Origin of the sequence: Akkermansia sp. GGCC_0220 (assembly GCF_017566105.1) — a bacterium.
GTDB classification, from domain to species: domain Bacteria; phylum Verrucomicrobiota; class Verrucomicrobiia; order Verrucomicrobiales; family Akkermansiaceae; genus Akkermansia; species Akkermansia massiliensis.
In genome coordinates this window covers 69,658-84,657 of the sequence record NZ_JABFCI010000015.1, presented here as the reverse complement: position 1 = coordinate 84,657, position 15,000 = coordinate 69,658, and the positions used below count along the sequence as shown (strand labels likewise).

At 59.4% G+C, this 15,000-nt stretch carries 12 protein-coding genes; 8 read left to right on the top strand and 4 right to left on the bottom strand.

Features of this window, described 5'->3' with window-relative positions; translation table 11 throughout:
- The first annotated feature begins 147 nt into the window (after positions 1-147).
- The 3 genes from HJW02_RS10715 to aroB all read left to right on the top strand — a co-directional run bounded on the left by HJW02_RS10715 (position 148) and on the right by aroB (position 2,255).
- Positions 148-459, top strand: coding sequence for a hypothetical protein (locus HJW02_RS10715; protein WP_102749296.1), 312 nt, complete (start codon positions 148-150; stop codon positions 457-459).
- A gap of 44 nt (positions 460-503) precedes the next feature.
- Positions 504-1,067 carry a hypothetical protein gene (locus HJW02_RS10710; protein WP_022398101.1) on the top strand — a complete coding sequence of 188 codons (564 nt, stop codon included), beginning with the start codon at positions 504-506 and terminating at the stop codon, positions 1,065-1,067.
- A 75-nt stretch (positions 1,068-1,142) separates the two neighbouring features.
- The gene (aroB, locus tag HJW02_RS10705; RefSeq protein ID WP_022398102.1) at positions 1,143-2,255 is read left to right on the top strand and encodes a 3-dehydroquinate synthase; all 1,113 of its coding nucleotides are present in this window, start codon (positions 1,143-1,145) and stop codon (positions 2,253-2,255) included.
- 280 nt (positions 2,256-2,535) lie between these two features.
- Here aroB and HJW02_RS10700 read toward each other — a convergent pair whose 3' ends face one another.
- Entirely contained in the window at positions 2,536-2,958 is a 423-nt protein-coding gene (locus HJW02_RS10700; protein ID WP_102733143.1) for a hypothetical protein, read from the bottom strand.
- A gap of 370 nt (positions 2,959-3,328) precedes the next feature.
- Here HJW02_RS10700 and HJW02_RS10695 point away from each other — a divergent pair, with 370 nt between their 5' ends.
- The 4 genes from HJW02_RS10695 (at position 3,329) to HJW02_RS10680 (ending at position 8,999) form a co-directional block, all read left to right on the top strand.
- Positions 3,329-4,534 (top strand): Gfo/Idh/MocA family oxidoreductase, encoded by a 1,206-nt coding sequence (locus tag HJW02_RS10695; protein ID WP_022398104.1) that lies wholly within the window; start codon positions 3,329-3,331, stop codon positions 4,532-4,534.
- A 32-nt stretch (positions 4,535-4,566) separates the two neighbouring features.
- On the top strand, positions 4,567-5,271 hold the full coding sequence (locus HJW02_RS10690; RefSeq protein ID WP_102721288.1) for a cytochrome c3 family protein: 705 nt from the start codon (positions 4,567-4,569) through the stop codon (positions 5,269-5,271).
- Positions 5,272-5,373: 102 nt separating this feature from the next.
- A complete protein-coding gene (locus tag HJW02_RS10685; RefSeq protein WP_102721287.1) occupies positions 5,374-5,952 on the top strand; it encodes a DUF6714 family protein in 579 nt (192 codons plus the stop codon).
- A 77-nt stretch (positions 5,953-6,029) separates the two neighbouring features.
- Positions 6,030-8,999 carry a 4Fe-4S dicluster domain-containing protein gene (locus tag HJW02_RS10680; RefSeq protein WP_102721286.1) on the top strand — a complete coding sequence of 990 codons (2,970 nt, stop codon included), beginning with the start codon at positions 6,030-6,032 and terminating at the stop codon, positions 8,997-8,999.
- Between the two features lie 104 nt (positions 9,000-9,103).
- Here HJW02_RS10680 and HJW02_RS10675 read toward each other — a convergent pair whose 3' ends face one another.
- From HJW02_RS10675 to HJW02_RS10665, 3 genes are all read right to left on the bottom strand, one after another.
- Positions 9,104-9,547 (bottom strand): hypothetical protein, encoded by a 444-nt coding sequence (locus tag HJW02_RS10675; RefSeq protein ID WP_102721285.1) that lies wholly within the window; start codon positions 9,545-9,547, stop codon positions 9,104-9,106.
- Positions 9,548-9,685: 138 nt separating this feature from the next.
- Entirely contained in the window at positions 9,686-11,752 is a 2,067-nt protein-coding gene (recG, locus tag HJW02_RS10670; protein ID WP_180970992.1) for an ATP-dependent DNA helicase RecG, read from the bottom strand.
- A gap of 46 nt (positions 11,753-11,798) precedes the next feature.
- Positions 11,799-12,470 carry an N-acetylmuramoyl-L-alanine amidase gene (locus tag HJW02_RS10665; protein ID WP_102721283.1) on the bottom strand — a complete coding sequence of 224 codons (672 nt, stop codon included), beginning with the start codon at positions 12,468-12,470 and terminating at the stop codon, positions 11,799-11,801.
- 252 nt (positions 12,471-12,722) lie between these two features.
- On the opposite strand from HJW02_RS10665, the gene HJW02_RS10660 reads away from it, so the two are divergent.
- Positions 12,723-14,549 carry a phosphoenolpyruvate carboxykinase (GTP) gene (locus HJW02_RS10660; RefSeq protein WP_102721282.1) on the top strand — a complete coding sequence of 609 codons (1,827 nt, stop codon included), beginning with the start codon at positions 12,723-12,725 and terminating at the stop codon, positions 14,547-14,549.
- Positions 14,550-15,000 lie beyond the last annotated feature (451 nt).

Here is a 15,000-nt window from a genome sequence, read left to right as displayed (position 1 = left end):
AAGTCTACCATTTTCACCTCCCTTGTCAATTTTTTTCGAGTCGTTTTTGCGGAGACCCTTTCATCCATTTTGTCATGTCCATTCATAACTTCCAATTTATAAAATAGTTAGGCTTTTGTCATACTCCCCCTCCCTCGTGCCATTTTTTTGAACATTTTCTTTTCAGATGGCGCAGCAGTCTTCCCAAAGGTCCAGGAGCCCTTCCCTTTGCCGGCGAGAACGAGAGGGGGGGTTCTTCCTTTTTACGATATCGGCGCCCCGGAGAAAAGAAGGAGGGAAGAAGGGCTGGCCGAGCGAGGAGTTTCAACAGCTCAAGGGGGAAGAGGTTTTCTTTTTTCCTTTTACAAGGGCCGACGGCTCGCCTTCTTTGCCGATACCTTTATTTCTATCCCTTACTTTCTTTTTCTCCAAGGCCACGCACGGACGGAGATTCTTTTTTCCGCGACCTGTCTCACTTAACCCTTCCCATGAACAATCCCCGCCTGAATTTTGTCTAATCGCGCATGAAGAATCAGGAAATCCACTTGCCAACGCCCGACCCCGAGCATCCTTATGGAGGAGGGAACGGACGTTACCGTTTTCCGGATATCAACGGCATGAATTTGCTGGGGGATAACGTTTCCCTTCCACCCATCGTGCCTAAAAGCTTCCATATCATGCTGACCGTTTTTCATCCGGAAACCCTGTACAGCATGAAGAAGTGGCTTCCGTTCTGCGAAGACCTCCGCAAGCAGTACAAGCATACGCCCACCCCGGTGGAGTACAATATTCTGCTGGTCCTGCAGCCGCCTCCCATTGAGGGGGACGTTCCCGCCTTTACACAGGCCCTGGGGGATATTCCGGATTTCTACATGAAGACCAATTCCCTTATTTCCTATTACGACCAGGCTTTCGTGCGCCGCAGGCTTTCCCTCCACAAGAAGGCGGAGACCGCGATTGTACTGCTGGACGGCAACGGCAATATCATCTGGAAGGATGACGGCGGCTTTACGCCTGCACGCGCGGAACATTTAAAGGTTATTCTGGAAACCCTTTCCCCGCTGGCGCCTAAGACAAGGACGCATTAGAGGCGGATTGCATCTTCTTTGCCTCCTTCGCACTTTCCGTTTGAGCTTCCTTCCGGAATGCCTCATACTGGCCCCATGCCTACCATTTCTCTTGCTCTCGGGGAACGTTCCTACGATATCCACGTGGAAAACGGCGCGCTGGACCGCGTGGGTGAGTTTGCCTACCGCGCCGGACTGGACGGCAAGATTGCGATTATTACGGATACCTGCGTAGCCCCGCTTTATGCGGAACGCGTGATGAAGTCCCTGGAGAGCGCTGGGTTCATGCCCAGCCTGCATGTGGTGGATGCCGGAGAAGCGTCCAAGAATATGCTGCAGGCCCAGGAACTGTGTTCCGAGCTGGTACGGGCGGGCATTGACCGCACCGGGTGCATTGCCGCCCTGGGCGGCGGCGTGGTGGGAGACCTGGCCGGCTTCGTAGCTTCCATTTATTACCGCGGCATTCCTTTCATGCAGATTCCTACGACGGTAGTCGCCCAGGTGGACAGTTCCGTAGGGGGCAAGACTGCCGTCAATATTCCGGAAGGGAAAAACCTGGCAGGCGCGTTCCATCAGCCGGCCGTTGTCGTGATCGACCCCACCACACTGGTGACCCTGGACCGCCGCACGCTGGCGGAAGGCCTGGCGGAAGCCGCCAAGCACGCGGCCATCCGGGATGCTTCCATGCTCCATGAATTGAAAGGCCTGGGACCGGAGCTTTCCATCGGCTTTTCCCTGAATACCATCGCCAAACTCCCCGATCTGATTGCCCGGAACGTGGCGATCAAGGCCCGCATCGTGGAGAATGATGAATTGGAAACGCTGGATATCCGCGCCCTGCTCAATTTCGGCCATACCATCGGCCACGGCATTGAAGCCGCTGTTCCCTACGGCACCATCCTGCACGGGGAAGCCGTGGCGCTCGGCATGCGCGCCGCCCTGTTCCTGAGCGAACGGAAAGCCGGGTTGAGCTCTTCCGACGCCAAGAAGATTCTTTGCACCCTCCAGGCTCTGGAACTTCCCCTGGTTCTCCCGGATGACATTGATACGGAAACGGTTCTCAAGAAGACAGCGTCCGACAAGAAGTTCCGGGCCGGAACCATCCGCTTCGTTCTGCTTTCCAAGGCGGGGGAAGCAGGCATTTCCAAGAAGATTACGCGGGAAGATATGGCGGAAGCCATTGAAGAATTGCGCCGCCCCCTGCCCTGAGCTTCCTTTTTACGGCGTTGCCCCATCAGCCGGGCAAAAAAATTCCGGAGAACGGAAGGGGAACATCTTTCCGCTCCTTTTCCTCCAGCATGTTTTTCCAGCAGGAGAAAGATTCAGAGTGTTTCCCTGAACCGCAGGAAAACCGTCCCCTCCGGAACAGCCTGGAAACCGGGACATTTATCTTCCGTATCCGGCGCCCGAAAAGCAACGCCTCTCCCTTCCCGGAAGAACGGGACGGGAAAGGCGCAGAAACGGTCCATCGTTTCCCGGCACGGGGAATTTACTTTTTCGGCTCGTCCGGGGTAGGTTCAAAGCCATCCACGTCCAGAGGCACGCTGCCCGTGTATTCCCCGGCGTCAAACTGGATGCCCTTCAAGGCGTCTTCCAGAGACAGGGAACCATAGCATTCCCGGCTGGCCAGACGGAGCAGTTCATTCATGATGTTCACGCTTTCTTGATGGGGAATGTCCTTGGGAAGGGCCACGGCCAGCTCCTTCACCTCCGCCGCATGGGCGTTTGCCGTAGCCTGGTCCTGAATAAGAAGGAGAACGGCCAGGATTTTTTCTCCCGGCGTTTTGGGAATGGCCTGTTCGCTGGCGGCAGAGGCATCCGGGGATTGATCCTGTTTTTTGCCGCCGTCACAGGAAACAAGGGCAAATGCCGCCAAAACCGCTGTAAAAGGAATGAGATTTTGCTTCATCATGATGATTGGTTGGAAAGCCGGAGGCCTCATTGGATTTATCATGAACACTGGGGATTCCGGAGTCAAATCAGTTTTTTACTCTCACGAAATGTTTTTTCAGACAAAATATTCCGCAGCGTGCGCTTTGCTTCCTGAACAGGGGGAGTAGCCCTGTTCAACCTAATAGCCAGAATATAGTGCATTCATTGGTTCCCTCAGTAGACGCAATTTCCGGAAACGGAGGTTGCGTCTACTTTTTGCGTCACCATTTCAATACAGCGTTTGATTCCATGGGCTGACGCCGTATAATTCCGCTGAGATGGGTTACCCTATTTGGAACAGACGCCGCTTTTTGAGAACCGCCGCTGGAACGGCCGGGTTCCTGGCAGCCATGCCCTATCTGAACGCCGCGGAAGCTCTGACGGACGCAAGACCGCTCAAGGTGGGTCTGGTAGGCTGCGGAGGCCGCGGCCTGGGCGCCATGAAGAACGCGCTGGACGCCGACCCCGGAACGGTAGTCTGGGCGCTGGCGGACGTGTTTCGGGAACGGATTGATTTCGGCTCCAATTTGCTGACGGAACAGTACGGCAGCCGCGTCCAGCTGGACAAGAGCCGCCTGTTCGACGGCCTGGACGGTTACAAGAAGCTGCTTCAAACGGATATTGACGTGGTGCTGCTCTGCACGCCTCCCGCCTTCCGTCCGGAGCATCTGGCGGCGGCCATTGACGCCGGCAAGCACATTTATGCGGAGAAGCCCGTGGCGGTGGATGTTCCCGGCGTGCTTTCCGTGCTGGAGTCCGCGCGTCTGGCAAAGCTTAAGAATCTGGTAATTCTGGACGGGTTCTGCTGGCGCTATGACAAGGCGAATGAGGAAGCCCACCGCAAGCTTTCCTCCGGAGAACTGGGACGCGTGCTTTCCTTTGACGGACTGTATTACACCACGCCCCCCAAATCCCCGCTGGCCCTGGATTCCCGCCCTTCCTCGGATACGGACGTGGCGTGGGCCCTCCGCAACTGGACCGCCTGGAACTGGCTGAGCGGCGGTCAGTTCGTGGAACAGATCGTCCACACGATCGACGGCATGGTATGGTCCATGAACGAGCAGCTTCCGCTGGCGGCCTTCGGCTCCGGAGGACGCGCCCAGCGCCGGGACGACGGCGACGTGTGGGACCATTACGACGTTTATTTCGAGTACGACCACAACGTGGCCGCCCACATTTCATGCAGGCAGTGGGTAGGCTGCCACGGGGAGATCGTGGACCGGACGGTTTGTGAAAAAGGGATGCTGGTCACCCCGTACCGCCCCCATATCCAGGCGGATAAGCGCTGGCGTTTCCGCGGGGAACGGGGCAATATGTACGCGGACACGCACGTGGCCTTTTACCGTTTCCTCCGCTCCGGAACCTGGAAACAAACGCTGGAAAGCGCGGCCAATAAAACGCTGGTCGCCATCATGGGGCGTGAAGCGGCCCATACCGGGCAGCGCATCACCTGGGAACAGATTAAGAAGAGCGCCACGCGGCTGGTGCCTGAAGACCTGACGATGGATACGCCTCTGCCTCCCGCCCGCATTCCGCGGCCGGGCAGAGCGGCCTGACGGCGGGTCCCGCCTTTTCTCTCTACCGGACCATGGCCAACATCTTTCCACCCAATACCAACAGGCGCTTTTACGGAGGCGTCGCGCTGATTGCGCTTGCCGCCGCGCTGGCGCTGGGTGGGGTGTATTACGTCAATTTCCAGATTCCGGAGTATGAACCCGTGCAGCCGGTGCGTTTTTCCCACAAGCTCCACGCCGGAGACCTGAAGATGAGCTGCACGGCCTGCCACAGCGCCGCCCAGCGCTCTCCCAGGGCCGGCATTCCGGATACGAAGTCCTGCCTGGGCTGCCACCAGCATATTCTCCCGGACAGCCCGCTCATCGCTCCGCTGCGAGCGGCGGCGGACCCCCAATTTCCCGGCTATACGGGGGAACCGGTCCGCTGGATCATGGTCAACCGCCTGTCCGGCCATGCCTATTTCAACCACATGGCCCACCTGAACCGCGGCATCGGCTGCACTTCCTGCCATGGGGACGTGGCAGGCATGGAACGCATCAGGGCTCCGCGCGATGCCCGCATGCAGTGGTGCCTGGACTGCCACCGCGACCCCGCCCCGCACCTGCGCCCGCTGGAGGAGACGGCCAGCTCCCATTATTCCGCCGCGGATTACCTTCGCACGCATTCCATCCGGGACGGGGAGGGAAACCGCATCCAAACTCCGCTTCAATTGGGAGATTTCCTGAAACACCAGTGGAAGATTCAGCCAAGAATGGACTGCACCGCCTGCCACCATTGACCACCGGGCGCAGGCCGGCTCCCGGCAAACATGCCTTTCCAGTCATCATACCTTCCATTTTCGCGATAGATGAATGCCGGACCGTTACTGTATGATGAAGTTATGGAATTGGACCTCGGCATTGTTTACTCCTGCCCTCCGGAAGAAGCGGTCCCGCATATTCTGGCTTATTTTCAGCAGGAATTTTCCAACCCCTTCCCCGCCCCCAAACCTGTTTCGCATGAAGAAGAACTTCTCCTGGAACAAATAGATTCCGCCTTTGACGGCGTCATTCTGGAAGACGGCATCGGCCTGATGACGACGGAACTCATCGACATGTACGCCCCCAGGGAAACCTGTGACGCCATCGGCCCCTGTGAAGAGCGGACCGACTGGCGCCGCATCACCCCTTCCATGATCCGGGCATGCCGGGACGCCCTGGTTTTTACCGATCCAAAGGGATACCGTTTTCTCCTGCCGGCATGGCTGACGCTGGACCTCCGCGGCCAGCTTGAAACCTGCGACGCCATGGACTACCTTCCCCTCGTTCCGGAAAATTGCGGGGATTATGAATCCAGGGCCATCCTGCTGAACGATCCCCAGCTTGAGGCCGTAATGAATTACATTGAATACCGTCAAAAAAAGGACGGATGCCCTTTTTCCACGGACTTCCGCTGCCCTGAAGATGGGTGCAGCCGGTAATCACCGCTTGATTTCACCTTCCGGATTGCCTAAAACAAGCCGTTCCCATTTCCCGTTAATCCACATCATCCTCCGGTTTGACTCCCCTTCCCCCATTTCACCAGAATGAAGCTCCCCAGGGCCACCCCGCTTTTCTTCCGGAAGAAGAGCGGGAAATGACGCGGCGCTCCTTCATGAAATGGATGGGCGCGGGCGCAGTCCTGGTGGGGGTGGGGCTTCCGGCCTGCCGCCGTGTGGAAAAATACCTGGTTCCCTATAATGAAGGACCGGAATGGTCCGTGCCCGGCGTGGAAACGGCTTACGCCACCTGCCTGGCCATGGGCGGGAGCGCGCTGCCCGTGCTGGCCGCCTGTTATGAAGGGCGTCCCGTCAAGCTGCTTCCCTCCCTGCAATATCCGGAAGGCCCGGGCTTGCCGGCCACGGCCCAGGCTTCCATTCTGGACCTTTACGACCCAGGCCGCAGCAAGCATATCCTCTTTAACGGCAAGCCGGCTTCCGGGGACGAATTCCGCGGAGCCTTTTCCTCCTGGTCCCGCAACCTGCGGGACGGCGGCCATATCGGCATCCTTCTTCCCGCCACGGATTCTCCCCTGATGCACTCCATGCTGGAGGAAATCGGCAGGAAAAACCCCGGCGTGCGGATTTACCGCTATTCTCCCGTTCCCACGCCGGGCTCCGGCATGCAGGCAGGCTTGCCGCAGAAGGCCCGCTTCCGCGTGCGTTTCGCACGCGCCAAACGCATCCTTGCCCTGGATTGCGATTTCCTTCATGAGAATCCCTACGGCAATACGCGTGATTTCATTGCCGCCCGTTCCCCGGAGGGCCTCCATTACAAGGAAGAAAACCGGAACCGCACGCGCCTTTACGCCGTGGAGGGCCGCGTTTCCCTGACCGGAGCCCATGCCGACCACAGGCTGCCCGTTTCCCCCGCGCGCCTGGCGGTCTTTCTGGAGGAATTGTTCCGCTATCTCTCCGGTAAAAAAACCTCCCTTCAGACGCTAGAGCCTCCCCGGCAGACGGACCGCTCCCTGACGGAAAGGGAATTCACCTGGCTCCGCCACTGCGCGGACGATTTATCCAGCCATCCCGGAGAAAGCGTGGTCCTGCTGGGGGACAATCATCCGGAACTGTCCGCAAGCGTCTGGAAGCTCAACCTCCTTCTCGGCTCTATCGGAACGTGCGTCCAGTTGTTGAAGGCTCCGTCCACGCCGCCCCACGGAACGCTGGAGGATTTCATCCGGGATATCCGGAAGAAAGAGGTGGATATCGCCTTCCTGCTGGATTCGGGAAATCCCGTGCTGGATTCCGGGCACGGCTCCGCACTGGCGGAAGCCCTGAACGGAACGGAGAGCATTCATCTGGGGATGTATGAGGATGAAACCTCACGCGCCTGCCGATGGCATTTGCCGGCGGCCCATTTTCTGGAATCATGGGGAGTGGAACGGGACTGCCGCGGCAGATTCTGCTACCGCCAGCCCGTCATTCTTCCCCTGTACGGGGGCATTTCTGCGGAAGAAGTGCTTTCCGGGCTGCTTTCCACCAAGGGCCACCTCATCACGTCGGACAATTCGCCCACGCACCTTTCCCCCGTTTACCACCGGGCGCGCAAATGTTTTGAACGCGCCGTGAATCCGGAAAACAAGACTGCGGCCTGGACACAGGCGCTCCAGCGCGGCTATTCGGAAGAAACGGCTTATCCCCCCCTGTCCCCGCAGGAAGAAACGGCCCTCGGAACCGCCATGGCGCAAGCGCCCGTTGCTCCCTCCGGCAACAGCGGAAGCGGATTGGAAAACGGCCTGCTGGAACTGCAATTCTGCCCGGATTATTCCATCGGGGACGGCCGCTGGAAGCGCAACGCCTGGATGCAGGAATGCCCGGACCCCGTAACGGGCGTCAGCTGGGCGGCGTCCGCACAGGTTTCCCCCGCCACCTTCCGGCGGCTGGGAGGCGCGGATTCCGGGCCGATGCTCTGCACTCTGACCGTCCCCGGCGGACGGATGGAAGCCATCCTGTGCCCCATTCCCGGAGTGGCGGAGAACCTGATGGTTCTTCCCCTGGGGTATGGCGGCATGAACCACGTAGCGGAGAGGCAGGAGAATTCCGACGGTTATGCATTCCGCAGTCAGATGAAAAAAACGGCAGGCTGTGGAATTTCCCCGGAACAGGCCGCCCTGCGCGCCCTTCCGGAACGTACGGAAGCTGTTCAAAGCCCCGTCGTGCAGCCCTCCCCCTTCACCCTTCAGTCCGGCGCCTCTCCGGCTCCGTTCACGCCGTCCGGCGCGGAGGGCGTGTACCAATGGAGAATGGCGATCGACACGTCCCGCTGCATCGGCTGCAATGCCTGCGTGATCGCCTGCCGGGCGGAAAATAACATTCCCGTGGTGGGCCGTGACCAGATGGCGAAGGGACGCGCGCTGGACTGGATTCGCATTGACCGGTATTTCACGGAGGCAGGGGCGCTCACCGCCATTCCCGTGGCCTGCCAGCAGTGCGGCAAGGCCCCGTGCGAGTCCGTGTGCCCCGTGAACGCCACCGTCCACACCACGGAGGGCCTGAACGCCATGGTATATGCCCGGTGCTGGGGTACCCGGTACTGCGCCACCAACTGCCCGTACAAGGCGCGCCGCTTCAATTTTTTTGATTATGCCAAGGCCTCCGGGGAAGCCACGCGCCTCCAGCGCAATCCGAACGTGACCGTCCGTTCCCGCGGCGTCATGGAAAAATGCACCTACTGCGTCCAGATGGTGGAACGCGCCAAAATCAGGCACAAATCCCGCCTGATGAAGGAACACCCGGGCCAGCCCTCCACTTCCATCCACGTGACGGAGAAAGACCTGCTCCTGCCGGACGGCGCGGCGCAAACAGCCTGCCAGCTCGCCTGCCCGATGGGCGCCATCACCTTCGGCAACGTGCTGGACCCCGCCGCCGCCGTCTCCCGCGCCAAATCCCTGCCGCGCCACAGGAGCCTTCTTTCCTCCCTGGGCATGGACCCCGGAACGGGATACCTGGTCCCGGCCGGGAATCCCAACCCCGCCATGGAAGCATGAAATCCCGCCGGAAGACTTGTTAAAGACGCCTTTCCCACCAAAGAATAAGGCCGCTCCTTTCAGGGAGCGGCCCTACCAGTCAAAGGTCTTTACAAGCTGATCATTTAGTCTTCCACAATTTGTTCCACGGTCGTAATCGTTTCCACCACTTCAATGTTGGCGGCGTCAGCGAAATTGTTCACCGCCTTGAGCAGGGCGGGCGTCATGAGCTTGTCCTTCTGAATGCGTTCGCAATTTTCCAGCATGTCCACGATGGTATCCTGGGCATCTCCGTTCAGTTTGGTGATCCGGATGGCCTGTTCGGAAGTGAGCTTCATTTTTTCCATGGCCTTGTCCAATTGCTTGGCCTGCTGGGTCAGGGCATTGAGCTGCTTGATGGCGATTTCAACCGCCGCATTGTCCTTCACGTCGTCCAGAACCTTGTTGGCGGACGAAATCAGGTCGACATTCTGCTTAACCATCTGCACGGGATCGGCAGCGTTCTGAGCAAGAGCGGAGGCGGAGCATACGATGGCCACCACGGGGAGTATTTGGTACGTTTGAATCATTGTTTTATCGGTGTTCGGGTTGAAGAAGAAATATCTTCTTTGCCTCTTTAGATTCATTCCAAGAGAGAAACCGTTGCACCCCATATCTGTCATACAGTCCTTACCGTCTGACTGTCAGCAAACGGCAGGAAGACAATCTTACCCCGTCACACGTTTTTCCTCCCCGTTTTCCAGCAGAAAACGGAGGGGGCGGTACTTGGCGGATTCCAGATTGGGATCCTCCGCCAGAATGGCCTCCGCCAGCTCCCGCCCGCGGTGAATCAGGCGCGCGTCCAGCAGCCATTCCTCAAAGCGCACGCCCTTCAGGCCGCTCTGGGAAGTGCCCAGCACATCCCCGGGACCGCGGAGCTTCAAATCCTGTTCCGCCAAGTCAAAACCGTTGGCCGTGGTCTCCACAATATGCAGCTTTTCCCATTGTTCATCCTCCGGCCGGGCCTCCGTCATCAGGATGCAGTAGGACTTGTGCGCCCCGCGGCCTATGCGCCCGCGGAGCTGGTGGAGCTGGGAAAGCCCGAAACTCTCCGCATTATTGATAATCATGACCGTAGCATTCGGCACATCCACCCCCACCTCCACCACCGTGGTAGCTACCAGCACGCTGATGCGGTTGGCGCGGAAGTCCTTCATGACCGCCTCCTTTTCCTCGGAGGACATCCTGCCGTGCAGCAGTCCCACATCCACATGCGGCAGCAGCGCCTTCCACTCGTCCAGCTCCTTTGTCACGGCTTTCCCTTTCCGGGAATCCTCCCCGTCAATAAGGGGGGAAACCACGTAAACCTGCCTGCCTTCCTCCAACTGGCTCCGGACGAACTTCAATACCTTTTCCTGGTCCTTCTCCGTGCGGATGGCCGTAACCACCGCGCCGCGGCCTCCGGGAACGCCGTCCAGGATGGAAACGTCCAGCTCCCCGTAAAAAGTCAGCGTCAGCGTGCGGGGAATGGGGGTAGCGGTCATCACCAGCACGTCGGGGCGCTCTTCGCGGTCAATCAGCTTTTCCCGCTGGTTCACGCCGAATTTGTGCTGCTCGTCAATCACGACCAGGCCCACCCGTTCCGGCACGTTCTTCCCATACAGCAGGGCATGCGTTCCGACCACAATCCCCCCCTGCTTCCCGAAGGATACGTGGGATTCCTCCTTCCTGTCCGCCGTCACCAGGGACACGGGAACGTCCAGCTTGTCCAGCATCTGCCGGAACTTCAAATAATGCTGTTCCGCCAGAATCTGGGTGGGGGCCATCATCACGGCGGAATACCCGTGTTCCACAGCCAGCAGCATCGCGCACAGGGCCACCAGCGTCTTGCCGGACCCTACATCCCCCTGGAGCAGGCGGTTCATGGAACGGGGCGCCTTCATATCCCGGTAAATCTCCCTCACGCAGCGCTTCTGGGCCTCCGTCAGCTCAAACGGCAGAGAATCCGCCAAATCCTTCACCAGATGGCTGGAGCCTGCCGTCTGCATGCCGGGCACTTCATCCGCCCGCCTTCTCCTGTAAGCCACGTTCAACTGCTGCGCCAGGCACTCCTCCAGCGCAAACCGCCTTCTGGTCCGGTCGCGCACTTCCGCGGTCTCCGGAAAATGGAGGTCCCTCAACGCCGTTTTGCACGGGATGTCCGGCACAAACTCGTAAATCTCCGGTTCCGGAGCCGGGGAAAGCCGGGCCAGAGCCTCCCACACGATTTCCCGCAGCCTGCGCACGGCAATCCCCATGCGGCCGCTGTAAACGGGAACAATGCGGTTCAAATGGATGGACTGGTCATCCCCCTCCCGGATGATCTCAAAATCCGGATGGACGATGCTGAGCTTCTTCCCATACGGCTTCACGCGCCCGTACACGATCATCTCCTGCCCGGCGCACAGCATCCTAGCTACGCCCGGCATGCTGAACCACAGGCAGGAAAAACGGGCCTGCCCCAAAGATTGCTCATCCACCAGCACGGCTTCCACATACCGCCCGCGGCCCTTGCCGCCCTTCCCTCCCCAGCCTTTCCAGCCCACGTCCACCACCCGCCCCCTCAGACAGACGGGCGCACCGGATGACAGGGAATCATAACGGTCAAACATGCGGCGGTCCTCATACCTGCGCGGCAGCATGAACAGCAAATCCCGCACGGAGGCCATTCCCGCCGCCTGCATGGCCGCCAGCTCCCTGGGGCGGATGAAGGCGCACTCCTCCAGGGGGGACGTTAAAAGCAGCTCTCCGGCCATGGGTCCAGGCGTATTCCTCACAGATCGCATCATGCCCGCGCGCCCGTCAGAGAGCGGCGGCGGGGCGGGTTTCCAGACAGCGCCTGTAATAATCCACGCGGGAGACGAACCAGCTCCATTTATGCCCCGGGCGGCCGTTGGTCAGCAGCGGGGCCGGGCAGTTCTTGCCCGTCCAGTAATAATGGGGCACCACATTGCGGAGGGGAATGTTGTACTGCTTCATCAGCACCGCCGTCAGCTTGGCGGAACGGTTCCAGGTGACGATGGGGTTGTGGCTCCTCACCTCCCCCATCTCAATCCCGATGGAATACATGTCTCCGGGACCGCCGCGGTCCGCATGGCGCCCCGTCTCGTTCAGCGGAATATGCTGGATGGCCCGGTACTGGTCCACCGTAAAATGCCAGTTCAGGGAACCCATGGCTCCCCTTTTCAGCGCACGGGCATGCGCCGCGGCGTCTCCCGTGGGGTTGGCCGTGCTGTGGATGGTGATGAAGCGCGGATGCATGGAATGGGAGGCGCGCCGCGCGCGGGAGCGCGGGGACATGAAATCGCGGCTGATGTGCACTTCCCGGGACATCTGGGACATGGTGCGCGGCACGGGGGGAACGTTCTGAATCTTGAAGCTGACGGCGGGCGGGCGCGAGGTATCCGAACATGCTGCCAGCAGGACCGGCAGCACCAGAAACGCCGCATTTGCCATCAACTTTCTAACATTCATGATTCTTCCCTAGACTATAGCGCGCGAGCTGGCAAGCAGATTTCCAGTCAAAACGGGCTTTTTTCTCCTTACGGGAACACAACAACAGGGAAAAAACAGCGCCCCGGGAACGCTTCAGCCCGGAGCGTCCCGTATTCCGGGCAACGCCTTCCCCTGCACCGGGTTTCCCCTCCCGGAGAAACAAAACGGCCCCATAAAAAGCCGCACGGGAGACTTGCCAACGCCCATTTCCGTGCATACACTCTTTGCACCATGAGTACCACTCACGAAGCAGCTAAGAAGTGGGTCGAAGAAATCGCCCAGCTTTGCCAACCCGACTCCATCTATTGGTGCAACGGCTCTCAGGAAGAAAATGATGAGCTTTGCAACATGATGGTAGAAAAGGGCACCTTTATCAAACTGAACCCCGAGAAGCGCCCTGGATGCTTCCTCGCCCGTTCCACCCCCTCCGATGTGGCCCGTGTGGAAGACCGCACGTTCATCTGCAGCGAGAAGGAAGAAGACGCAGGCCCGACCAACCACTGGGCTGACCCCGTTGAAATGAAGGCCAAACTGAAGGGCTTCTTCAAGGGCTGCATGAAGGGCCGTACCATGTACGTGATTCCCTTCTGCATGGGTCCCCTGGACTCCCCCCTGGCCAAGATCGGCATTGAAATCACGGACTCCCCCTACGTCGTGGTCAACATGCGCATCATGACCAAGATGGGTGAAACCGTTCTCAAGCGCTTGGAAGACGAAGTCAAGGGCGGCGGCAACCCGAAGCGCGACGGCTACGGAACCTTCGTTCCCTGCCTCCACACCGTGGGCGCCCCGCTTGCAGACGGCCAGATCGACGTGCCGTGGCCCTGCAACGAAGAAAAATACATCTGCCACTTCCCGGAAACGGAAGAAATCTGGTCCTTCGGTTCCGGTTACGGCGGCAACGCCCTGCTTGGCAAGAAGTGCCTGGCCCTGCGCATCGCCTCCGCCATCGCCCGCAAGAACAAGTGGATGGCTGAACACATGCTCCTCCTGGGCATTGAATCCCCGGACGGCACGAAGGCCTACGTCGGCGGCGCATTCCCGTCCGCCTGCGGCAAGACCAACCTGGCCATGCTCGTTCCCCCCGCCTCCTACCGTGAAGCCGGCTGGAAGACCTCCATCATCGGTGACGACATCGCCTGGATCTGGCCCCATGAAGACGGCACCTTCCACGCCATCAACCCGGAAAACGGCTACTTCGGCGTGGCTCCCGGCACGTCCTACAAGACGAACCCGATCGCCATGGACACCATCAAGGAAAACGTCATCTTCACCAACGTAGGCCTGACCGACGACGGCGACGTCTGGTGGGAAGGCATGGACGGCCCCGCTCCCGCCCACGCCATCGACTGGCAGGGCAATGACTGGACCCCGGACTGCGGCCGCAAGTGCGCTCACCCGAACGCCCGCTTCACCGCTCCCGCCGCCCAGTGCCCGACGATCGACCCCGAATGGCAGAACCCGGAAGGCGTTTCCCTCTCCGCGATCCTGTTCGGCGGCCGCCGCGCCACCACCATGCCCCTCGTCTTCCAGTCCCGCGACTGGACGCACGGCGTTTACGTCGGCGCTACGATGGGTTCCGAAATGACCGCCGCCGCCTTCGGCAACATCGGCCAGGTCCGCCGCGACCCGATGGCCATGCTTCCCTTCATCGGCTACAACGTGGGCGACTACTGGCAGCACTGGCTGGACATGGGCAAGACCGTTGCCAATCCTCCGCTGATCTTCAACGTGAACTGGTTCCGCAAGGACAAGGACGGCAACTTCATCTGGCCGGGCTTCGGCGACAACATGCGCGTCCTCGACTGGATCCTCCGCCGCGCCAAGGGCAAGGCGGAAGGCCAGAAGACCGTGCTGGGCGTCTCCCCGACCTATGCCGAACTGGACAAGACCGGTCTCGACTACAGCGAAGAACAGTTCAACGCCAACATGGCCCTCAACCCGAGCGAATGGCAGGCTGAACTGGAAAGCCAGACCGAACTGTTCGACAAGGTGGGCAAGAAGCTCCCGGCCGAACTGGAAGAACAGCGCCAGATCCTCATCAAGAGCTTCTCCTAAGCAGAGAAACCCTGACTGAGCGTCAGCTCAACAGCAGAGGCTGTCCCGTCCACGGGACAGCCTCTTTTTTATTCCCCCTCATCTTCTCAAAATGCACTTGGGGACCGCGGCAGGCACGCTCAGACGGCATGGTCAAAAATCTCTGCCAGTTATCGGCTTCCCATTAAAAGATGGCGGGTAGCCACGTCTTTCCATCTACAGGCGCGTGGCAATGAAAGGCGTAAAGAGCTGCAATGAGATTATATGAACAGAAAAAATAAAATCATTTTCCGCCTGAATATAATATTCAGCATCTTTTGGGTTTGCAGCTCTATGTGGACTTGAAACGTTATCTTTATTTAGGGGTTTTCTGAAAGAAAGAAATGGGGAAATAGGTATAGTAAGGAATAGGTTCAACCATGCATTTCATGGGTTTTTATGGCCGCGGCACATGTTGAGGAGCCATTCCCGG

Bases quoted from the DNA above. Each gene is read 5' to 3' on its own strand.
- HJW02_RS10710 (WP_022398101.1), top strand. From the start codon at position 504: ATGAAGAATCAGGAAATCCACTTGCCAACGCCCGACCCCGAGCATCCT.
- aroB (WP_022398102.1), top strand. From the start codon at position 1,143: ATGCCTACCATTTCTCTTGCTCTCGGGGAACGTTCCTACGATATCCAC.
- HJW02_RS10700 (WP_102733143.1), bottom strand. From the start codon at position 2,958: ATGATGAAGCAAAATCTCATTCCTTTTACAGCGGTTTTGGCGGCATTT.
- HJW02_RS10695 (WP_022398104.1), top strand. From the start codon at position 3,329: ATGCCCTATCTGAACGCCGCGGAAGCTCTGACGGACGCAAGACCGCTC.
- HJW02_RS10690 (WP_102721288.1), top strand. From the start codon at position 4,567: ATGGCCAACATCTTTCCACCCAATACCAACAGGCGCTTTTACGGAGGC.
- HJW02_RS10685 (WP_102721287.1), top strand. From the start codon at position 5,374: ATGGAATTGGACCTCGGCATTGTTTACTCCTGCCCTCCGGAAGAAGCG.
- HJW02_RS10675 (WP_102721285.1), bottom strand. From the start codon at position 9,547: ATGATTCAAACGTACCAAATACTCCCCGTGGTGGCCATCGTATGCTCC.
- recG (WP_180970992.1), bottom strand. From the start codon at position 11,752: ATGGCCGGAGAGCTGCTTTTAACGTCCCCCCTGGAGGAGTGCGCCTTC.
- HJW02_RS10665 (WP_102721283.1), bottom strand. From the start codon at position 12,470: ATGAATGTTAGAAAGTTGATGGCAAATGCGGCGTTTCTGGTGCTGCCG.
- HJW02_RS10660 (WP_102721282.1), top strand. From the start codon at position 12,723: ATGAGTACCACTCACGAAGCAGCTAAGAAGTGGGTCGAAGAAATCGCC.